Here is a 20,310-nt window from a genome sequence, read left to right as displayed (position 1 = left end):
TCACTCCGCCGGCATGGCGCGCTGCGGCAGGGTGAAGCCCATCTGCTTGCGCTTTTCCGGCCGCTTGCGCGTCAGCGCCAGCACCATGCCCATCGAAATGGCGATGGCGATCTGCGAGGAGCCGCCATAGGAGATGAAGGGCAGCGTCATGCCTTTGGCCGGCACCAGTTGCAGGTTGACGCACATGTTGATGACGGCCTGCAGGCCGAACACGGTGACGAGGCCGCCGACCGCATAGCGGGTGAAGTCGTCATGTTCCTTGAGCGCCGTGTTGAGGCCGCGCAGCACGATGAAGGCGAAGATCGACATGATGAAGAAACACATGATCAGCCCGAACTCCTCGCCCGCGACCGAGAAGACGAAGTCGGCATGGCTGTCGGGGATGACCCGCTTGACCGTGCCCTCGCCCGGCCCGACGCCGAACCAGCCGCCATTGATCAGCGCGTCGCGCCCCATGTCGACCTGGAACGTGTCGCCTTCGCCGGTGAGGAACTTGTCGATGCGCAAGGCAACGTGCGGGAACACCGTATAAGCGGCAAAGACGCCGCCGACGCCGGCGGCACCCAGCACGATGATCCACAGCCATGGCAGCCCCGCCATGAAGAACATGATGCCCCAGGTGCCGGTCGTCAGCATGGTCTGGCCGAGGTCCGGCTGCGCCACCAGCAGCGATACGACCAGCACCAGGAGCAGCATGGCGAACAGATTGCCGGAATGTCGGGCTGGCGCTTGTGCTCGGCGAACAGCCAGGCGCACATGATGACGAAAGCCGGCTTCAGGAATTCCGATGGCTGGATCGACAGGCCGGCGAGCGAGACCCAGCGCCGCGCGCCCTTCACCTCGACGCCGATGTAGAGCACCGCCACCATCAGCACCAGCATCAGGCACAGCATGATCAGCGACATGCGCCGGATCTGTCTGGAATCGAGGAAGGAGACGGCCAGCATCACGCCGAGCGCCGGCACGGTGAAGATGATCTGCCTGGTGGCGAAGTGGAAGCTGTCGAGGCCGATGCGCTCGGCCACCGCCGGGCTGGCGGCGAAGGACAAGACGATACCGAGCCCCATCAGCGACAGGAACGCCGCCAGGAACCAGCGATCGATCGTCCACCACCAGGTTGCGACAGGACTTTTGTCGAGACGGCTCTGCATTATCGTGCCCCTCCGATGGATTTGACGCCATCTATAGCGCTCGCAGCTTGCCTGAAGGCTTCGCCGCGAACTTCGAAATTCTTGAACTGGTCGAAACTGGCGCAGGCCGGCGACAACAGCACCACCACCTCGCCGCTGTCGTCCTTGGCCGCATCATGCGCGGCATGTTCCACCGCCGCGGCCAGCGTGCCCGATATCTCGTAAGGCACCGCCTCGCCCAGCGTCGCCGAAAAGGCGGGCGCCGCCTCGCCGATCAGATAGGCCTTGGCGATGCGTGGGAAGAAGCCGCGCAACGGCTCGATGCCGCCTTCCTTGGGCAGGCCGCCGGCGATCCAGTAGATGCGCGGAAAGCTCGACAAAGCGGGTGCCGCCGCATCGGCATTGGTCGCCTTGGAATCGTTGACGAACAGCACATGGTCCTTGCGGCCGACCTGCTCCATGCGGTGCGCGAGGCCCGGAAAACTTTCCAGTCCGGACTGGATTTCACCGAGATCGAGCCCGACTTTCAGGCAGGCGGCGACCGCGGCAAGCGCGTTCTGCGCATTATGCTGGCCGCGTAGCGAGCCGATGCCTTCGAGGAAGGCGACCTTGCTGTAGCGGCCGTGCACAGCCTCCATCAGATTGGTGCCGTCGGCGAAATAGCCGTCGGTCAGCGGCAGCCGCTTGGAAATGCGGATAACCTGTCGCCCCGCCCGCTCCAGCCGCTCGGCGATCTGCACGCACCAGGAATCGTCGATGCCGATGATCGCCGTCTCGCTGCCCGCCACCAGCCGCTCCTTGATCGAAGCGTAATGCTGCATGGTGCCGTGGCGGTCGAGATGGTCGGGCGTCAGATTGAGCAGGATGCCGGCCGTCGGATCGATCGAGGGCGCAAGGTCGATCTGGTAGGATGAGCATTCGACGACATAGTGGCGATCAGGCTTCGGCGGATCGAGCGTCATCACCGCGCGGCCGATATTGCCGCCCATCTGGGTGTCGCGGCCCGCCGCTTTGAGGATATGCGCCGTCAGCGCCGTCGTCGTCGACTTGCCGTTGGTGCCGGTGATCGCGATGAAAGGCGCCGTCGGTGCCTGCAAAATCCGCTCGCGGCAGAACAGTTCGATGTCGCCGATCACCTCGACACCGGCGCCCTTCGCCAGTTCCACAGTCCAGTGCGGCTTGGGATGCGTCAGCGGCACGCCGGGCGACAGCACGAAAGCCGAGAACTTCGCCCAGTCGGCGCCGCGCAGATCGGCGGTGGCGATGCCGGTGGCGGCCGCCTTGGCGACGCTGTCGGGATTGTCGTCCCAGGCCAGCACATCCGCCCCACCCTCGATCAATGCCCGCGCGGTCGCGATCCCCGAGCCACCGAGCCCGAAGAGCGAAACGTGCTTGCCTGCGAAGGATGCGGCGGGGATCAAGGAGGTTTCCTATCTGAGCTTCAGGGTGGAGAGGCCGACCAGCGCCAGGATGACGGCGATGATCCAGAAGCGGATCACCACCTGGCTTTCGGTCCAGCCGAGCTTTTCGAAATGATGGTGGATCGGCGCCATCAGGAACACGCGCTTGCCGGTCATCTTGAAGTAGCCGACCTGGATGATGACCGAGAGAATCTCGACCACGAACAGGCCGCCGACGATGACCAGCACGATCTCGTGCTTGGTGGCGACCGCCACCGTGCCGATCAGGCCGCCCATGGCCAGCGAACCGGTGTCGCCCATGAAGATCGCCGCTGGCGGCGCATTGAACCAGAGGAAGCCGAGGCCGGCGCCGATGACCGAGCCGAGCACGACAGCCAGTTCACCGGTGCCGGGCACGAAATGGATCTGCAGATATTCGGCGAACACCGCGTTGCCGGAGAGATAGGCGATGACGCCGAAAGACGCCGCCGCGATCATGATCGGCACGATCGCCAGACCGTCAAGGCCGTCGGTCAGGTTCACCGCATTGCCGGCGCCGACAATGACGAAACAGGAGAACGGAATGAAGAACCAGCCGAGATTGACGATGAATTCCTTGGCGAAGGGAAATGTCAGCGACGACGAGAACGGCGCCTGGCCGTTATGCATGATCACCCAGGCGGCGATGCCGGCGATGACGAATTCAAGCGCCAGCCGCGCCTTGCCGGAGAAGCCGAGATGCGACTGCTTGGTCACCTTCAGATAGTCGTCATAGAAGCCGATCGAGCCGAAGCCCAGCGTCACCAACAGCACCACCCAGACATAGATACTCGACAGGTTCGCCCATAGAAGCGACGAGCCGATGATGCCGGACAGGATCATCAACCCGCCCATGGTCGGCGTGCCGGCCTTCTTGAAATGCGTCTGCGGTCCGTCGGCGCGGATCGGCTGACCCTTGCCCTGGCGCAAACGCAGCGAATTGATGATGGTCGGCCCGAAGATGAAAACGATCAGCGCCGAGGTGATCAGCGCTCCGCCGGTGCGGAACGTGATGTAGCGGAAGACGTTGAAGACCGAGATCTTGTCCGCGAAATCGACCAGCAGTGTAAACATGCGTTTTCGTCCCCCCGACCCTACGACTGACTGTTGGCTGTTGATTGAGCCGGGAACTTGCCCAGCAGCGCATCGACCAGCTTTGCAAAACCGATGCCCTTCGACGATTTGATCATCACCACGTCGCCCGGCTTCAGCGCGGCAAGCAGCACCGGCTTCAGCTCCTCGACGCCGGCGCGGTATTCCGTCTTGACATCGCCCGGCAGCGCTTCCGCCAGCGCCCGCATTTCGGGACCGCCGAGAAAGACGGTCTGCGTGCCGGTGCCGACGATGAGATCGGCAAGGGCGGCATGCAGCTTGGCCGAGTGATCGCCGAGTTCCAGCATATCGCCGAGCACGGCGATACGGCGGCCCTCGCCCGTCACCGGCGTCGCGTTGAGCAGCGCCATGGCGGCCCCCATCGAGGCCGGGTTGGCGTTGTAGCTCTCGTCGATCAGCGTGATCGGACCGTTGGGGTGGCACGAAGTACCGGGGTGCCGCAGCACATGGCGTTTGCCCCGGCCGCGCTCGGCCGAGAGATCGGCCAGCGCGATTGCCACCTTGTCGAGATCGGCGCCGACCAGTTGCGCCGCGCCCAGCACGGCCAGCACGTTCTGCACCATGTGCCGGCCAGGCGCACCGATACGAGCGATCATATCATGGCCGCCGATCCTGGCGGCGATGTCGGAGTGGTCCGCGTGAAGCTCGCATTTGGTGAGCTTGAAGGTCGAGCGCGCATTCTCGCCAAAGCCGTAGACATGCTCGACGCCGGCGGCATGCGCCATCTTGTCGAGAAGCTTGAAACGCGCGTCGTCGCGGTTGAGGACGGCAGCGCCCTCGGGCTCCAGCCCTTCGAAAATCTCGGCCTTGGCCTTGGCGATCTCGTCCAGATTGCGGAAAAAGCCGAGATGCGCCGCCGCGATCATGGTGACGATGGCGACATGCGGCCGCACCATCTTCACCAGCGGCCGGATCTCGTCGGGATGGTTCATGCCGATCTCGAACACGGCGTAGTCGCAATCATCCGGCATGCGCGCCAGTGTCAGCGGCACGCCCCAGTGGTTGTTGAAGGACTGCGCCGAGGCATGCACCTTGCCGACGGCCGACAGCACATGGCGCAGCGCTTCCTTGGTGGTGGTCTTGCCGGCCGAACCGGTGACCGCGATGATCTTGGCCTGCGAACGGGCACGCGCGGCGACGCCGAGCTTTTCCAGCGCGGCCAGTACATCCTCGACGACGATGATCGGCGCCGTCAGCCGGCCAAGCGACGGCAGCTTGCCTTCCGCCACCACCAGCACGCCGGCGCCGGCCTTGATGGCCGCGGTAGCGAAGTCATGACCGTCCATCGCCTCGCCCTTGATGGCGAAGAAGGCGTCACCCGGCTGCAGGCTGCGGCTATCGATCGAAATGCCCGATATGCCGTCGGGCATGGGACCGAGCGGCCGCCCATCCATGGCGGCAACCAGCGCCTCGGAGGTCCACAGCAAACTCATGCTGCACGCTCCTGTAGCGCGGCGCGGACTTCCTCGTGGTCGGAAAAGTGCAGGGTCTCGGAGCCGATCGTCTGGCCTTCCTCGTGGCCCTTGCCGGCCACGATCAGCGTGTCGCCGGCATGAAGCATGGCGACAGCCTCATGGATCGCCTTGCGCCGGTCGCCGATCTCGATGGCGCCAGGGGCGGCGGCCATAATGGCGGCACGGATCGTCTCGGGCACTTCTGAACGCGGATTGTCATCGGTGACGATGACGACATCGGCAAGCCGGGTCGCGATCTCGCCCATGATCGGTCTTTTTCCCCGGTCGCGGTCGCCGCCGCAGCCGAACACGACCATGACGCGACCGGTGGTGAACGGGCGCACCGAAGCCAGCACGTTTTCCAGCGCATCGGGCTTGTGGGCGTAATCGACATAGACCGGCGCACCGCTGGCGGTGGTGCCGACTAGGTCGAGGCGGCCGGGCGCGCCCTTCAGTTTTTCCAATGCAGCCAAGGCCTTGGCGACGGGTGTTCCCGTGGAAATAGCAAGTCCCGCCGAGACCAGCGCGTTCGAAATCTGGAAATCGCCGGCCAGCGGAAGGTCAATTTCGTAAAGCACGCCGTCGGCCTCGACTTCGGCGCGCTGGCGATGGCGCTCGTGCTCGACCCGCTTCAGCGTGAGGAAATCGCCATGGCGGCCAACCGTCAGCACCTTGAGCCCGGCAGCCTGTGCCGCCTGGATGGTCGGCGCCGACCACGGATCGTCGGCGAAGATGATTGCCGGCGCGCCTTTCGGCAGCAGCGTGTCGAACAGGCGCAATTTGGCTCGGTGATAATCCTCGACCGTCGGATGGTAATCCATGTGGTCGCGGCCGAGATTGGTGAAGCCGCCGGCCGAGAGCTTCACGCCATCGAGGCGGCGTTGGTCGAGCCCGTGGCTGGAAGCCTCCATTGAGGCATGGGTGACGCCGGCATCGGCCAATTCCCGAAGCAATTGGTGCAAGGCGACCGGATCAGGTGTGGTCAGCGAGCCATACTCGTTGCGGCCAGGCGCCACCACGCCGGTGGTGCCGATCGAAGCCGCGGCATAGCCCGCCTGCTCCCAGATCTGCCTGGTGAAAGCGGCGACCGATGTCTTGCCGCTGGTGCCGGTGACCGCGACCATGGTCTGCGGTTGCTTGCCGAAATAGCAGGAAGCACTCAGCGCCAACGCCAGGCGCGGATCGTCGACCGCCAGCACCGGAACTGGCAGTCCGGCGACGGAACTGCCCTTGCTTGTCACGATCGCCAGCGCGCCACGCCTGGCCGCATCGGCAGCGTAGACCGCACCGTCCGCCTTGGTGCCGGCGAGCGCAAAAAAGACGACGCCCGGTTTTACCTGGCGGGAATCGGACGAAATCCCGGTAACCTCCAGATCGGCGGAAGCTGTTCCTTCGACTGGCAGGACACCGGTTAGATCTCTTAGCTTCATCGAGTTCCGTTCACCGCAATAAAATAGCGCGCAGTTGCCGGCGCGCCCCAGAATCACTGATAGGAAACCAGCGTTGCACCATTTTCATGGCTGAAATCTGGCTTCACGCCAAGCATGGCCGCGGAACGCCGGATGATATTGCCGGCCATGACCCCCGCATTGTTGGCGGCGACGTCGGTCATCCCCGGCTTTTCCGGGTGCGGAGCGTCGGCAATCGTAAACACCAGATATTGCGGATCGTCCATCGGGAAGGCGGCGACGAAGGTATTGAAATTCAACTCCTTCGAGTAGCGGCCATTGATGACCTTCTCAGCCGTTCCGGTCTTGCCGCCAACGCGGTAGCCGGGGACTCTGGCGTTCCTGGCCGAGCCCTTCTCGGCGTTGAGCGAATAGAGGTAGCGCATGCCTTCGACCGTCTTTTCGCTCACAACCTTCTTTGCGGTGGCCATCGCTTCCTCTTGCGTCCGCACCAGGAAGGTCGGGTTCATCAGGAAGCCGCCATTCATCAGCGCGGCGCAGCCGACAGCTGCCTGCAGCGGCGTCGTCGACACGCCGTGGCCGAAGGCGATGGTGAACGAATTGACCTGTTTCCAGACCTTCGGTTCGGTCGGGCGGGCGACCTCAGGCAATTCGGTCTGCATTCTTTCCAGAATGCCAAGGCGATGCAGGAATTCCCGGTGCCCCTCGATGCCGACCAGTTCGGCTTCCCTGGCCGACCCGATGTTGGACGAATAAAGGAACACTTCCGGCAGCGACAGCACACGGTTCTTGCCGTGGAAATCGTGAATGGCCTGATGGCCGACCCGGATTGGATGCGAAGCGTCGAAACGGCTATTCATCGTCGCTTTGCCGGAATCGAGCGCCATGGCCGAGGTGAAACTCTTGAAGGTCGAGCCCATCTCATAGAGGCCCGCCGACATCCGGTTCAGCCGGTCCTTTTCCTGTGCATTGTAAGGATTGTTCGGATCAAAATCCGGCACCGAGGCCATGGCCACGACTTCGCCGGTCTTGACGTTGAGCACGACGGCGCCGGCGCCGATGGCGCGATAACGCTCCAGGCCGGCGGCGATCTCGTCGCGCACCACATGCTGGATGCGCAGATCGATCGACAGCTTCACCGGCTTGAGATCCTTGGCCACCGCCAGGCCCGACGCCTGCAGGTCGCTCAGGCCCTGCTCATCGATATATTTCTCCATGCCGGAGATGCCCTGGTTGTCGACGTTGGTCAGGCCGACAATGTAGGACGAGGTTTCGCCGCTCGGATAGAAACGGCGCTTCTCCGTGCGGAAGCCGAAACCGGGAATGCCGAGCTGCATGATGTCGGCCTGCTGCTTGGGCGTCAGCTGCCGCTGCAGCCAGACGAAGCCGGCGCCGCTCTTGAGCTTGTGGTAGGTCTGCTCGTAATCGATCTCGGGCAGCACGGTCGACAGCTTCTCGATCGCCTCGTCGGCATCGACGATGCGGCGCGGCTCGGCGAACAGCGACGCTGTCTTGATGTCGGTCGCCAGCACTTCGCCATTACGGTCGACAATGTCGGGCCGCGAGGCGGTGATCCGGCTCTGCGGGCCGCCCGACAGGTCAGGCGTCTGGAAGCCGAGATAGACCAGCCGTCCTGAAATGATCGAGAAGATGCCGAAGAACACGGCCATCGTCATCACGATGCGCGCCTTGCCCTTGCCGCCGGTTGCCTTGCGGGCGCCTTCGACGACGATCGATCCGTCCTCACCCGTCCTGGCGCGACGCTTCAGCAGTTTGCCGATCATTGGGCGATGCCTCCGGTCACGACGGGATCCTTGTCGCCCGAGGGCGCCTTGTCGGAATTGTCGGCCATGCCGCCCTGGCGTCCGTTCAGGATGTCCTGGATGTCGAGGGCCTTGGCCGGCAGGTCGCTCAAGCCGACGATCTGGCGCGCACTGACCGGCTCGAGTGCAAGCTGCGACTTGTAGAGTTCGGCGAGCTTCTGCAGCCGCGACGGCTGGGTGAGCAGGCTCCAGTCGGCCTTGAGCAGGTCGATCGTCTCCTCCTCATAGCGTATCTGGGTATGGATCTTCTGCACCGCCGCCAGCTGATCCTCGGCCTCGCGCTTGGTCTTGTAGGTCAGGGCCGCCGCCGAAACCATGACGGCGATCAGGACAATGTCGCTGGTACGGAACACGTGCTTACCTCTCCCCCGGCAGGTTGATGCCGGGAAGCTTTGGAAGGCCGAAAATCGAAAAATCGCCGCCGCGCGCAGGCGCATCGGTGCGGATCGCCGCGCGCAGCCTGGCAGAGCGGGCACGCGGATTGGCCGCGACCTCGGCATCATCAGCCGTCACGCCGCCACCGGCCTTGCGGAAGGTCGCGGTACGCGCATGCGCCTCGGGCAGATGACGTGATCCCGTGGCGACGTCTGCCCGGTCGGCGATGAAGCGCTTGACGATGCGGTCTTCCAGCGAATGGAACGTCACCACGGCGAGCCGTCCGCCCGGCTTCAGCGCGCGTTCGGCCGCGAACAAGGCCTTGGCCAGTTCGCCAAGCTCGTCATTGACGAAGATGCGCAGCGCCTGGAAGACGCGGGTGGCCGGATGGATCTTGTCCTTCGGCGCGCGGCCGACATGCGTCTCGATGGCGTCGGCGAGCTCCAGCGTGCGCTCGAACGGCCGCTTTTCGCGGCGCGCCTCGATCATGCGGGCGATGCGCCCGGCGTGACGCTCTTCGCCGAGGAAGCCGAAGATACGGGCAAGGTCACCCGGCTTGAAGCTGTTGACGACATCGGCGGCACTCAGGCCCGCCTGCGCCATGCGCATGTCGAGCGGCCCGTCATTGCGAAACGAGAACCCGCGTTCGGCCTGGTCGAGTTGCATGGAGGAGACGCCGATGTCGAGCACGACGCCATCGGCGCTCTCGACATGCTCGTCCAGCGTCGAGAACGGCGCCTGCACCAGCCTCAGCCGGCCGCCCGATTGCGCCTCGAGATCGCGTCCAGCCGCGATGGCGTCGGGATCGCGGTCGATAGCCACAACGGAAGCCCCGGTCGCCAGAATGGCTTTTGTGTAGCCGCCGGCGCCGAACGTGCCGTCGATGATGATGTCGCCCTCCGTCGGCGCCAGTGCGTCAAGCACTTCGCCAAGGAGGACCGGAATGTGGCGGACCGATCCGCCAACGGCGTGCCCACCTACAGCGTGAGGAAGGTCATCGCCGTGGCCCACCATCATTCCGGTCGCTCCCCAGGCTTCGTCCCCTGCCGAAGCTGCAAAAGCCTGGCCCGCGCCTGTGCCCCATAGGCGGCAAGACGTCCCGGCTCCCAGATCTGAAAGAAATTGCCGCGCCCGACAAAGGCCACCTCCGCCGAAATGCCGGTATGCTCGCGAATGAAATCGCTCATCGTGATGCGGCCGTCCTGATCGAGTTTCAGGAACGTTCCATCGCCATGGCAGAAGAACGACATGTCGTCCGCCGTCTGCAGGAAAGGATCTTCCTGCGCGATGCGCTGCTCGTAGCGGTCGAGCAAATCGAGCCCGCCGACATCCATCGCCGGCAGGTCCAGGCAGCGCAGTGCGTAGAGTTCCGAATAGCCGCGCTTCTGCACGACGGCGCGGAAATGCGCCGGAACGGACACCCGCCCCTTCGCATCGATCCTGCTCACCGTGTTCGACAGAAACCGGTCCATTAAACGCTACAGCCGCTTGCGCCGCCGCACCCCTCGTCATCGTCTCGTACGCGCCGCCGCAGCGCGTTCCCTGCCCCACAGCCAGCTCGTCCACACGGGCAAAAAACGGCAAACGCGCAGCCGCCGCGGCTGCCCGATTGGCGTACGCTTTACCCTGACACGGAACGAAGGCTTTGATGTCGAAATGGGATATCATGGGGCACTATGGGCGTCAACGGGAATAGGCTTCACAAACACGCGCATCACGACCAATCCGAGCAGCCGTTACGGCACGTCTCGTCTTTATGGTCTATTAAGCCTAACGAAGCGTTTAGAGCCCTCTGGCCCAAAAGACTTGGGCTTGCCGCCGATCACCCGCGCGCATAGCGTCGAGGGACGTCTTCCGCCCAAAAAACAAGGATCGAGCTCATGTCCGAGACGGCAAAGTCACGCGCCGCCGAACTGTCCCATTTACGCAGCCGCGATTTCGCCACCGGCGACCCGATCCCCTTGCCGCTGACCATGGCTTCGATCTTTCACACGCCGGGCATCGAGACCGGCGTCGATCAATATGGCCGCTACGACAATCCAACCTGGCGCGCCGTGGAACATGTGCTCGGCCATCTGGAAGATGCGCAATGCGTGAGTTTTCCTTCCGGAATGGGCGCGATTTCGTCGGTGTTTTTCGCGCTTCTGAAATCGGGTGATCGCGTGCTTCTGCCCGCGGACGGCTATCACGCCACGCGCGCCATGGCCGAACGCTTCCTGAAGCCGCTCGGCATCACCTGCGACACCAGGCCGACGCCGACCTTCCTCGACGGCGGCTTCGAAGGCTATTCGCTGGTGTTCGTGGAAACCCCGTCCAATCCGCGGCTGGACATCTGCGATATCTCGGCCATCGCCAAGGCTGTCCACGAACAAAGCGGGATCCTTGTCGTCGACAACACGACGATGACGCCATTCGGTCAGCGCCCGCTCGACTTCGGCGCCGATATCGTCGTCTCCGCCGACACCAAGGCGGTCAACGGCCATTCGGACGTGCTGTTCGGCCATGTCGCCAGCCGCAACGCCGACATCATCACCAAGGTGACAGACTGGCGCGCAATGGCCGGCGGCATTCCTGGACCGTTCGAAGCCTGGCTGGTGCATCGCGGCCTCGAAACACTGGAGGTGCGCTTCGACCGCATGTGCTCATCGGCCGAAACGATCGCGCAACGGCTGAAGGAACATCGTGCTGTCCGTGGCCTGCGTTTTCCCGGCCTGAATGGCGATCCCTCGCACAACCTCGCCCGCGCCCAGATGGAACGCTTCGGCTTCCTCATCTCGTTCGAACTCGCCTCGGAGGACAAGGCCGAGGATTTCATCAACAATTGCCTACTGATCGAGGCCGCGACCTCCTTCGGCGGCGTCCACACTTCGGCCGAGCGGCGTTCGAAGCGAGGCGATGCGGTACCTCCAGGCTTTGTGCGACTCTCGATAGGCTGTGAACCGGTGGAAGAGCTCTGGAAGGCGATCGAGATTTCGCTGGACGGAATCAGCGGCTGACCGAACCGGTCACGAGCCGACATCCTCCGCGTCGATATTGCGATGACCGTGCAGCACGCGGACGATTTCGATCGCATCGCCAGCGACGCGATACAAGGTTAGGTATTCGCCAATGACCAGATGGCGAATGCCCGGCGCGATGTCCTCCCGTGGCGCGCCTGAGAAGGGATGGAGCGTGAGTAAGTTCCATCGTCGTTCCAAGGCGTCCACGAAACGGACCGCAGCATTGGGATTATGGCTGGCGATGTAGTCACCGATCCCCTCGAGATCGATCGCCGCTTGGGGAAGCAGCAGGTATTTCACTCCTTAAGGCCTTTTGCCTCAGCCATCTTGAGATATTTGGCGCGCGCTCGTTCGAGGATAGGCGGTCCTTCCAGCGCTGGCCCGCTATCGATGCCTTCCTGCACCAGCTTGCGCAGTTCCTCGATCGTATAACCAAACAGATCGCGACGGTCCTTCCATTGCCGTAGCGCCTCGCGGATGACCTCGCTGGCCGAGGCATATTCGCCGGCGGCAACGACATCGTCCACCGCTCGCGCCAGTTCCGGCGACAGCGTGATGCTGCGTTTGTCGACCTGTCCCATGATAGGCTCCCGATGCCATTCGCAGAGCAATGGTACGATTTAATCGCACCGGATTCAAGCGTTGGCCAGTTACCGGCTTGCTTGGCGAATGGCCGGAGAAGCTTGAATCGACAGGCGCGCCCGAGGGCGCAACCTGCTGATCTCAAAAGATTTCTCTTCAGGGAAGAAACTGCCAGCTGGCCTGTAAGCCGGGTTCTGTATGGCCCTCGCCCCTTGCAGGACGAGAACGTGGCGGCCATTCATCTTGGGCGCATGTTGCCATGCGCCTCACGCAACCTACCCGGACGGTGAGCCGGAAACAGCCCTCGAGGGTTTCCCCTCGCACCGCCCCTATTCGGTTTTGCTCCCGGTGGGGTTTACCGTGCCGCTCCTGTTGCCAGTCGCGCGGTGGGCTCTTACCCCACCCTTTCACCCTTACCCCGACAAAGTCGTGGCGGTTTGCTTTCTGTGGCACTTTCCCTGGGGTCGCCCCCGCCGGCCATTAACCGGCACCGTGTCTCCATGGAGCCCGGACTTTCCTCACTCTCGCGGCCTTTCGGCGTTTGCGAGTGCGGCCGCCCAGCCAGCTGGCAAGGCGTATAAAGGGGTTCAGCCGGGAAAACGCAAATGAAAAAGCCGGCTTGTCCGCCGGCTCTCGCAACTTGCAATCAAAGCGCCGCCATCTGCACCTTGACCTTGCTGCAATAGGCAGCCGAGATCGGGTTCATCCGCGTCGCGGCATGGCCGGCATTGTATTTCAGGATCGTGCCGCAGGTGGTGCCACCGCCAAGGTTTTGCGCCAAAGCGAGATACTTCATGCCGTATTTGATGTTGGTGTCGGGGTCGAACAGACCCTTGGCCGAACCGTTGTAGCCCATCATCCGCGCCGTCGCCGGCTTGATCTGCATCAGCCCGATCTCGCCAGCGCTGCCGACCATGTTCGGCCGATAGTTGCTCTCGATCGTGATGACGGCATGGGCCAGCGAGACCGGAACGCCATAGCTCGCCGCATAGCGTGCGACGATCGCGGAATACTGGCCGCTGCTGGCCACCGCTGCCGTCGACGCGGCGACATTCCTGAGGCCGATCGATGCCGTTGTCGTCATGTCGATGGTTTTGCGGCCACGCTTGGCCTTGGCGGTGGATTTCTTCGCCTTGGCCCAACTGGCCTTTTCCACCTTCGCGGAAGCCTGCTTCGCCGTTGCCTTCACACTCCTGCTGCTCTTGGCCGAAATGGCCTTGCCCTTGGCGGTCACCGCGACGAGCCCCTGATCGGCCCGTGGGCTTGCCGGCGCGGCGTTGGCCGCGTTGAAGGCAAAAGTCATTACGCCGGCAGCAAGAGCTGCCGTTACAACGGTCAATTTCTGCATGTGATCCTGTTCTGTCTGGACCGCGCGAAGATTTTCGTGCGGCGCTGCTTGATTAATATCGGAACATCCGGGGGGCTAGACGTCCGACAAACTGTACGAATTGCCCTTTGAAGCCCGAATTGGCGCCAATGAAGGCGGGGCAAGTCACTTTGAGTGACAGTTTGTAACCTGACAGAGGAAAAAAGATTACTTGGGCAGCGCCTTGCCCCTGGGTCAGCGGCCCGTGGAAGCAAGCAGTTTTTGCAGCGTGCGCATCGTCGAGCCGTCGGCCAGCCCGTCGACCAGCCTGGGCCGGAAATGGCGTTGGAAGGCCTCGACGACGATCCGTGTCTGATGGTCGAAAATGCCCGATATCTCGACACCATAGCCATAGAGCGCCAGCATCGACTGCAACGCCTCGACATCGGCACCGTTGTCACCGGGCGTCAGCGCGGCTCCGCGCCTGATGGGGGCGGCCGGCACGAGATGGCCGACGCCCGCCTCGAACAGCGATGCCCACGGGAACTTCTCGCCCGGATCGATCTTGCGTCCCGGTGCCACGTCGGAATGTGCCAGCACCCGCCTGGCAGGGATCGCATGCCGCGCGGTAATCCCCTTGCACAGGCAGATCACCGCAGCGATCTGGCGCCGGGGGAAGCCGGGATAGCCCAGCGAATGACCTGGATTGACGATCTCGATGCCGATCGAGCAGGAATTGATGTCGGTGCGCCCGAACCAGGAACTCTTGCCGGCGTGCCAGGCGCGGTCGCTTTCCCGGACCATCTGCACGATGTGGCCATTCTCGTGGACGAGATAGTGCGACGAGACTTCGCTCGCCGGGTCGCACAGCCAGGCCTCCGCCCCGGCGCCTGTGGCCATGCCGGTGTAGTGCAGCACGATCATGTCAGGCTTCAGCGTGTCACGCCTTGGTCCGAAATTCGGCGATACCCTGACCTCGGCGCTCGGCTCGTCGGGCAGGAAGCCGCTCATACGTGCCGCAGGCCCCGCTCGATCATCTCATAGGCGGCGTTGATCGCCGCGACCCTGGTCGTCGCGATCTTGATGAATTCCTGCGGCAGGCCGCGCGCGATCAGCCGGTCGGGGTGATTGTCCGACACCAGCTTGCGATACCGCTTCTTGACCTCGTCGAACGGCTTGCCACGCTCGATGCCGAGCACGACATAGGGGTCGCCGGCGCCAAGGTTGACGTGCCGCGCCATGATGGCTTCGTAATGCGCCTCGTCGATGCGGAAAATCTCGGCGATACGGTGCAGGAAGATGCCTTCGCCCTCATGCACCACCCCGTCGGCCTTGGCGATGTGGAACAGGCCGTCCAGTATGTCTTCCAGCATCACGCAGTTCGAATGGCCGGAGCCGCACATCTGCGCCATACGCTCGGCATAGGTCTCGAACCCGGCCACGTCGCGCTGGGCGAGATCGAACAGACGCGCCACGTTGCGCGTCTCCTTCGGCGGCACTTCGAATATTTCCTGGAAAGCACGCACCTCGTCCTGGGTGACGATGCCGTCGGCCTTGGCCATCTTGGCGGAAAGCGCGATCATCGCCACCGAGAAGGCGACGCGGCGGCGCAGGTCGGCATCGCCGGAGAAAACCGTGCGCACAGCCTCGACGACGTCGGCAACGCCAGACGTCGCTGAAGATGATACCCGAGTGATAAACTCGCCGAGGCGGTCCCAAATCGACATGGCCCGCTTCATAGAGCCAACCGGTCCCCGCTATCAAGCCAATAACGGCCCGTGTTTGGGATGTGGCGACAAGCCGCCTTGTCAGGCCTGCTGTCGCTGATATGCGGAAAGGCCGGCTTCACGCTGGCCTTTCCAAACAAGACACGCTTACTGCTTACAGACTACTGCGCGGGCGCAGGAGCGGGCGTTGCCGGAGCCGGCTCGGCAGGCTTGGTCGATTTATCCGCCGGGGCCGCAGGCTTCATCGGCTGTTCGGCGGCTGGCGGATTGGTACTCTCGGTGGTGGTTTTGTCCGTGCCGCTGTTGCTGCAGGCGGCCACGCCAAGCAAGGCCAGGGCGGAAACGGAAGCAAGAATGAGCTTCTTCATAGCATCTCTCCTTCAACACACGCTCACGTTGACGTGAGCGGTTGAAGAGAAAATGCATTGGATGGCTATCGGTTTCGTAACGTTGCGTATCCGCATGTAACATCATGCGCATGGTCGTTGCAGGCCAAGCCATTGCGAACTAACAGATTGCATCGATAAGAATGCCGGAGCATGCCGTATGACCGCGAAGTGGGATTTCTGGATCGATCGCGGCGGCACCTTCACGGACGTCATCGGCCGTGATCCGCAAGGCGGTTTGCATCCACGCAAGCTGCTTTCGGAGAATCCCGAAGCCTATGCCGATGCCGCCATTCAGGGCATCCGCGACCTGCTCGGCCTCGAATCGGGCACCGCGGTTCCGTCCGGCCTGATCGGCGACATCAAGATGGGCACCACGGTCGCCACCAATGCGCTGCTGGAACGCAAGGGCGACCGCGTGCTCCTGCTCATCACCAAGGGCTTTCGCGATGCGCTCAGGATCGCCTACCAGGCGCGGCCCGACATTTTCGCCAAGGAGATCATCCTTCCCGAACAGCTCTATGAGCGCGTCATCGAAATCAACGAGCGCGTGCTCGCGGATGGCTGCGTCGAACGGCTGCTCGACATCGCCGCTTGCCGGCCGGCGATCGAGCAGGCCAAGGCCGATGGCATCGATGCCGTGGCCATCGTCTTCATGCATGCCTGGAAATACCCCGATCACGAGAAGGCGGTGGCAAAAGTCTGCCGCAAGATCGGTTTCGCCCAGGTTTCGGTCAGCCACGAGGTCTCGCCGCTGATCAAGCTGGTCGGCCGCGGCGATACCACCGTGGTCGACGCCTATCTGTCGCCCATCCTGTCGAGGTATGTGCAAAGGGTTGGCCAAGAGCTCGGCGTCCTCTCCCCCTTGAGGGGGAGATGGCCGCAAAGCGGCCAGAGGGGGTCCTCTCAGAAGGCACCGCCAAAGCGTCGAGCCCGGTCGTTCCGACCCCACCCGGCGGCTTTGCCGCCACCCTCCCCTCGAGGGGGAGGGAAAGCCCTCGTCTCATGTTCATGATGTCCTCCGGCGGCCTCACCGCCGCCGACATGTTCCAGGGCAAGGACGCGCTGCTGTCGGGACCGGCCGGTGGTGTCGTCGGCATGGTCGAGACGGCGAAGCTTGCCGGCTTCGAAAAAGTCATCGGCTTCGACATGGGTGGCACCTCCACCGATGTCGCCCATTATGATGGCGCGTATGAGCGCGCCTTCGACACCGAAGTCGCCGGCGTGCGCGTGCGCGCGCCGATGATGCGCATCCACACTGTCGCCGCCGGCGGCGGTTCGGTCCTGCATTACGAGGCAGGTCGTTTTCGCGCCGGACCGGACTCCGCCGGCGCCAATCCCGGTCCCGCCGCCTACCGGCGCGGCGGCCCGCTCGCCGTCACCGACGCCAACGTCATGCTCGGCAAGCTGCAGCCGGATTTCTTCCCGGCGATTTTTGGCCCCGGCCAGAACGAACCGCTCGATGTCGGCACCGTGCGCAAGAAATTCAGCGCGCTGGCCGCCGAAATCGGCGATGGCCGAACGCCGGAGGCCGTCGCCGAGGGCTTTGTCACCATCGCCGTCGAGAACATGGCCAACGCCATCAAGAAGATTTCCGTGCAGCGCGGCTATGACGTCACCGAATATCTGCTCAACTGCTTCGGCGGCGCCGGTGGCCAGCACGCCTGCCTGGTCGCGGATGCGCTCGGCATGGAGGCGGTGTTGATCCACCCCTTCTCCGGCCTGCTTTCGGCCTATGGCATCGGCCTGGCCTCGGTCTTTGCCTCACGCCAACAGGCGCTGCTCAAGCCGCTTGCGGAAGAGTCCAGAACCGAGATCGACGCCCTCATTGCCGTCTTGAGAAAGGCCGTCATTGCCGAACTCGCGGCGCAAGGCATTGCCGAGGACGCGGTTGCCACCAAGCCGGTGCTGCACATCCGCTATGACGGCACCGACACGACGCTGCCGGTGAATTTCGAGAGTGACTCGATTTTCCAGGCGAAGCGCGATTTCGAAATCGCCCACAAGGCGCAATTCGGCTTCGTCTATGACGACAAGCCGATGATCGCCGAGACGGTCGGCGTCGAGGGCAGCGAAATCGGCGAAAGCAGCGCCGAAGCCTATGCGCCCGCCGGCCCTGCGAGGGTTGAAGCTGGCGCTTCCGGAACGCGGCGCATCTACACCGAAGGCCGGTGGCATGAAGCCGGCATCCATCGTCGCGAAAACCTGCGCCCATCCAACCTGGTCGCCGGCCCTGCCCTGATCATCGAGCCCAACCAGACCATCGTCGTCGAACCGGGCTGGCAAGCCGAAATCACCAACCTCAACCACGTCGTGATCCGCCGCACGGCAAGGAAGGCGCGTGCTGCTGCCCTCGGCACATCAGCCGATCCGGTCATGCTCGAGGTCTTCAACAATCTGTTCATGTCGATCGCCGAACAGATGGGCGTGACGCTGCAGAACACCGCCTACTCCGTCAACATCAAGGAAAGGCTGGATTTTTCCTGCGCCGTCTTCGACCACACAGGCGCCCTGGTCGCCAACGCGCCGCACATGCCGGTGCATCTGGGCTCCATGGACCGCTCAGTCGAAACCATCATCCGGCTGAACTCCGGCGACATCCATCCCGGCGACGTCTTTGCCTTGAACGCCCCCTATAATGGCGGCACGCATCTGCCTGATATCACCGTGGTGACGCCGGTGTTTTCCCTCCCCCTCGAGGGGAGGGTGGCCGCGCAGCGGCCGGGTGGGGTCCTCTCGAGAAGGCACCGCAAGAGCGCCGAGCCCGGTCGATCCGACCCCCTCCGGCGGCTTCGCCACCACCTCCCCCTCAAGGGGGGAGGAAATTCTGTTCTACGTTGCCTCGCGCGGCCATCACGCCGATATCGGCGGCACTGCCCCCGGCTCGATGACGCCGCTCGCCACCACGGTCGACGAGGAAGGCGTGCTGTTCGACAATTTCCGCATCGTCGACCGCGGAAAATTCCGCGAAAAAGAGCTGCATACGCTGCTCACCGATCACCGTTATCCGGCACGAAACCCGCACCAGAACATCGCAGACCTCAAGGCGCAGATCGCCGCCAACGAGAAAGGCGTCGCCGAGCTGCGCAAGATGGTCGCGCATTTCGGCCTCGATGTGGTCGAGGCCTATATGGGCCATGTCCAGGACAACGCCGCCGAGAGCGTGCGCCGCGTTCTGGAACGGCTGCCGGATAGCTCGCATTACGAATACCCGACCGATACCGGCCAGGTCATCAAGGTCAAGATCACAGTCGACCGGCAAAATCGCGAGGCAACGGTCGACTTCACCGGCACGTCACCAGTGATGAAGAACAATTTCAATGCGCCGGAGCCCGTTGCCCGTGCCGCTGTGCTCTATGCCTTCCGCGTCATGGTCGAGGACATGATCCCGATGAATGCCGGATGCCTCAGGCCCATCAACATTATCATTCCCGACGGCTGCATGCTGAAGCCCGCCTATCCCGCCGCCGTCGTCGCCGGCAATGTCGAGACCTCGCAGCATGTCACCAACGCGCTGTTCGGCGCCATGGGCGCCATGGCCAATGCGCAGGGCACGATGAACAACCTCACCTTCGGCAATAAGCAGTACCAGTACTACGAAACCATCTGCTCCGGCTCGCCGGCCGGCCGGATGAATTCCGGCCGCGGCTTTGCCGGCACTTCGGGGGTGCACACCCACATGACCAATTCGCGCCTCACGGATCCGGAAGTGCTGGAACTGCGCTTTCCCGTGGTGCTCGAGGATTTCCATATCCGCGAGGGATCCGGCGGCAAGGGCAAATGGAGCGCCGGCGACGGCACCAAACGCACCATCCGCTTCCTCGAAAAGATGGAATGCGCGATCCTGTCCTCGCACCGCAACCGCCCACCGCAGGGTCTGGACGGAGGTGGCGACGGCGAGGTCGGCTCGACCAAAGTTCGTCGCAAGGATGGCTCGATCGACATGCTGAAGGCCTGCGACCAGACTGTGCTCGATGCCGGCGAGGCCGTCATTCTGACGACGCCGACGCCGGGCGGGTTTGGCAAAGTGTGACGGGCAAGATAAAATAATATTGGCCGCTTAGGCAGGGCAGGTTGGAAACGGCGCGCGGACTGATGAGGAGTTAGCACCCATATGGACGAGTATGCGCGCCTTCCGAACTATGATCCCGATTTCTGTCGAAGGGTCGCCAAGTGGGGAGCTATAGTCTGTTTTTTGGGAGTTGTTGTAGAGGCGTTCATATTTTCGCTGGTCGACCCAGCGCGGAGCAGTTGCCCTGGGTGGATCATTCACTACGTCGGCGGGCAACCCATACCGCTAAAGGTGATATTCGCACTGACACTGTTTCCTGTATTTTGGGCTTGCTTCGTTTTTCTACGTTGGAGACATTTTTCTAAGACACTGCATGCTACCGCTACAGGCACATATGTGCCGCCCTTCTCAAATCTCTTAGGTCACCCCAAGATCGATCCCTTCACATTCCCTCATGATCAAGTGTTTCGAACGGTGATCGTGTTGTGGTGCATATTCTGCACAAGCCCTCTTTGGTTGATGCTCACTCTCTGTACAAATACATTTAGCTATCTG

General features: G+C 63.1%; 15 protein-coding genes, 1 other RNA gene and 2 pseudogenes. 2 read left to right on the top strand and 16 right to left on the bottom strand.

From position 1 onward, the window contains the following. From ftsW to mraZ, 9 genes and pseudogenes are all read right to left on the bottom strand, one after another. Window positions 1-1,067: pseudogene (gene ftsW / locus AC0V7N_RS19580) on the bottom strand (putative lipid II flippase FtsW). 83 nt (window positions 1,068-1,150) lie between these two features. Then, on the bottom strand, window positions 1,151-2,551 hold the full coding sequence (gene murD, locus AC0V7N_RS19575; RefSeq protein ID WP_475450100.1) for a UDP-N-acetylmuramoyl-L-alanine--D-glutamate ligase: 1,401 nt from the start codon (window positions 2,549-2,551) through the stop codon (window positions 1,151-1,153). Window positions 2,552-2,560: 9 nt separating this feature from the next. Continuing rightward, a complete protein-coding gene (gene mraY, locus AC0V7N_RS19570) occupies window positions 2,561-3,643 on the bottom strand; it encodes a phospho-N-acetylmuramoyl-pentapeptide-transferase (RefSeq protein ID WP_027044757.1) in 1,083 nt (360 codons plus the stop codon). A 20-nt stretch (window positions 3,644-3,663) separates the two neighbouring features. Next, the gene (locus AC0V7N_RS19565; RefSeq protein WP_496627198.1) at window positions 3,664-5,115 is read right to left on the bottom strand and encodes a UDP-N-acetylmuramoylalanyl-D-glutamyl-2,6-diaminopimelate--D-alanyl-D-alanine ligase; all 1,452 of its coding nucleotides are present in this window, start codon (window positions 5,113-5,115) and stop codon (window positions 3,664-3,666) included. Beyond that, window positions 5,112-6,566, bottom strand: coding sequence for a UDP-N-acetylmuramoyl-L-alanyl-D-glutamate--2,6-diaminopimelate ligase (locus tag AC0V7N_RS19560; RefSeq protein WP_475450099.1), 1,455 nt, complete (start codon window positions 6,564-6,566; stop codon window positions 5,112-5,114). Before AC0V7N_RS19560 ends, AC0V7N_RS19565 begins: the two co-directional genes overlap by 4 nt. Before the next feature lie 53 nt (window positions 6,567-6,619). Further along, window positions 6,620-8,329, bottom strand: a complete 1,710-nt coding sequence (locus AC0V7N_RS19555; protein WP_475450098.1) for a peptidoglycan D,D-transpeptidase FtsI family protein — start codon at window positions 8,327-8,329, stop codon at window positions 6,620-6,622. Beyond that, window positions 8,326-8,721, bottom strand: a complete 396-nt coding sequence (gene ftsL, locus AC0V7N_RS19550) for a cell division protein FtsL (protein WP_475450097.1) — start codon at window positions 8,719-8,721, stop codon at window positions 8,326-8,328. The genes AC0V7N_RS19555 and ftsL overlap by 4 nt, the downstream gene beginning before the upstream one ends. A gap of 4 nt (window positions 8,722-8,725) precedes the next feature. Further along, window positions 8,726-9,760: a 16S rRNA (cytosine(1402)-N(4))-methyltransferase RsmH gene (gene rsmH, locus AC0V7N_RS19545; protein ID WP_475450096.1), complete on the bottom strand. Its 1,035-nt coding sequence runs from the start codon at window positions 9,758-9,760 to the stop codon at window positions 8,726-8,728. Beyond that, window positions 9,757-10,215, bottom strand: coding sequence for a division/cell wall cluster transcriptional repressor MraZ (gene mraZ / locus AC0V7N_RS19540; protein WP_027044751.1), 459 nt, complete (start codon window positions 10,213-10,215; stop codon window positions 9,757-9,759). Before mraZ ends, rsmH begins: the two co-directional genes overlap by 4 nt. Before the next feature lie 408 nt (window positions 10,216-10,623). On the opposite strand from mraZ, the gene AC0V7N_RS19535 reads away from it, so the two are divergent. Then, window positions 10,624-11,739, top strand: coding sequence for a cystathionine gamma-lyase (locus AC0V7N_RS19535; protein ID WP_475450095.1), 1,116 nt, complete (start codon window positions 10,624-10,626; stop codon window positions 11,737-11,739). Between the two features lie 9 nt (window positions 11,740-11,748). On the opposite strand, the gene AC0V7N_RS19530 is transcribed toward AC0V7N_RS19535, so the two are convergent. The 7 genes from AC0V7N_RS19530 to AC0V7N_RS19500 form a co-directional block, all read right to left on the bottom strand. Continuing rightward, window positions 11,749-12,042 (bottom strand): type II toxin-antitoxin system RelE/ParE family toxin, encoded by a 294-nt coding sequence (locus AC0V7N_RS19530; protein WP_475450094.1) that lies wholly within the window; start codon window positions 12,040-12,042, stop codon window positions 11,749-11,751. After that, on the bottom strand, window positions 12,039-12,323 hold the full coding sequence (locus AC0V7N_RS19525) for a type II toxin-antitoxin system ParD family antitoxin (RefSeq protein ID WP_475450093.1): 285 nt from the start codon (window positions 12,321-12,323) through the stop codon (window positions 12,039-12,041). Before AC0V7N_RS19525 ends, AC0V7N_RS19530 begins: the two co-directional genes overlap by 4 nt. Window positions 12,324-12,491: 168 nt before the next feature. After that, an RNA gene (gene rnpB / locus AC0V7N_RS19520) (RNase P RNA component class A) lies at window positions 12,492-12,893 on the bottom strand. A gap of 77 nt (window positions 12,894-12,970) precedes the next feature. Beyond that, entirely contained in the window at window positions 12,971-13,672 is a 702-nt protein-coding gene (locus AC0V7N_RS19515) for a lytic transglycosylase domain-containing protein (protein ID WP_475450092.1), read from the bottom strand. Window positions 13,673-13,885: 213 nt separating this feature from the next. After that, complete coding sequence (locus AC0V7N_RS19510) at window positions 13,886-14,641, bottom strand: N-acetylmuramoyl-L-alanine amidase (RefSeq protein ID WP_475450091.1); 756 nt, start codon at window positions 14,639-14,641, stop codon at window positions 13,886-13,888. Beyond that, window positions 14,638-15,357, bottom strand: coding sequence for a TerB family tellurite resistance protein (locus AC0V7N_RS19505; RefSeq protein WP_475450090.1), 720 nt, complete (start codon window positions 15,355-15,357; stop codon window positions 14,638-14,640). The genes AC0V7N_RS19510 and AC0V7N_RS19505 overlap by 4 nt, the downstream gene beginning before the upstream one ends. A gap of 161 nt (window positions 15,358-15,518) precedes the next feature. Next, complete coding sequence (locus tag AC0V7N_RS19500) at window positions 15,519-15,725, bottom strand: hypothetical protein (RefSeq protein ID WP_258582904.1); 207 nt, start codon at window positions 15,723-15,725, stop codon at window positions 15,519-15,521. Window positions 15,726-15,903: 178 nt separating this feature from the next. Between AC0V7N_RS19500 and AC0V7N_RS19495 the strand changes: the two are divergent. Further along, window positions 15,904-19,773: pseudogene (locus AC0V7N_RS19495) on the top strand (hydantoinase/oxoprolinase family protein); the annotation flags it as partial. Between the last annotated feature and the right edge of the window lie 537 nt (window positions 19,774-20,310).

The sequence above is a fragment of the Mesorhizobium kamtschaticum genome, assembly GCF_056174585.1.
The sequence above is the reverse complement of the archived record's forward strand: the minus strand, read 5'-3'. Positions and strand labels throughout refer to the sequence as shown.

Excerpts from the sequence above, each read along its gene's own strand:
- AC0V7N_RS19555 (WP_475450098.1), bottom strand. The coding sequence starts at position 8,329 with ATGATCGGCAAACTGCTGAAGCGTCGCGCCAGGACGGGTGAGGACGGA.
- AC0V7N_RS19525 (WP_475450093.1), bottom strand. The coding sequence starts at position 12,323 with ATGGGACAGGTCGACAAACGCAGCATCACGCTGTCGCCGGAACTGGCG.
- AC0V7N_RS19565 (WP_496627198.1), bottom strand. The coding sequence starts at position 5,115 with ATGAGTTTGCTGTGGACCTCCGAGGCGCTGGTTGCCGCCATGGATGGG.
- AC0V7N_RS19560 (WP_475450099.1), bottom strand. The coding sequence starts at position 6,566 with ATGAAGCTAAGAGATCTAACCGGTGTCCTGCCAGTCGAAGGAACAGCT.
- mraZ (WP_027044751.1), bottom strand. The coding sequence starts at position 10,215 with ATGGACCGGTTTCTGTCGAACACGGTGAGCAGGATCGATGCGAAGGGG.
- mraY (WP_027044757.1), bottom strand. The coding sequence starts at position 3,643 with ATGTTTACACTGCTGGTCGATTTCGCGGACAAGATCTCGGTCTTCAAC.
- AC0V7N_RS19500 (WP_258582904.1), bottom strand. The coding sequence starts at position 15,725 with ATGAAGAAGCTCATTCTTGCTTCCGTTTCCGCCCTGGCCTTGCTTGGC.
- AC0V7N_RS19510 (WP_475450091.1), bottom strand. The coding sequence starts at position 14,641 with ATGAGCGGCTTCCTGCCCGACGAGCCGAGCGCCGAGGTCAGGGTATCG.
- AC0V7N_RS19505 (WP_475450090.1), bottom strand. The coding sequence starts at position 15,357 with ATGTCGATTTGGGACCGCCTCGGCGAGTTTATCACTCGGGTATCATCT.
- AC0V7N_RS19535 (WP_475450095.1), top strand. The coding sequence starts at position 10,624 with ATGTCCGAGACGGCAAAGTCACGCGCCGCCGAACTGTCCCATTTACGC.
- AC0V7N_RS19515 (WP_475450092.1), bottom strand. The coding sequence starts at position 13,672 with ATGCAGAAATTGACCGTTGTAACGGCAGCTCTTGCTGCCGGCGTAATG.
- rsmH (WP_475450096.1), bottom strand. The coding sequence starts at position 9,760 with ATGATGGTGGGCCACGGCGATGACCTTCCTCACGCTGTAGGTGGGCAC.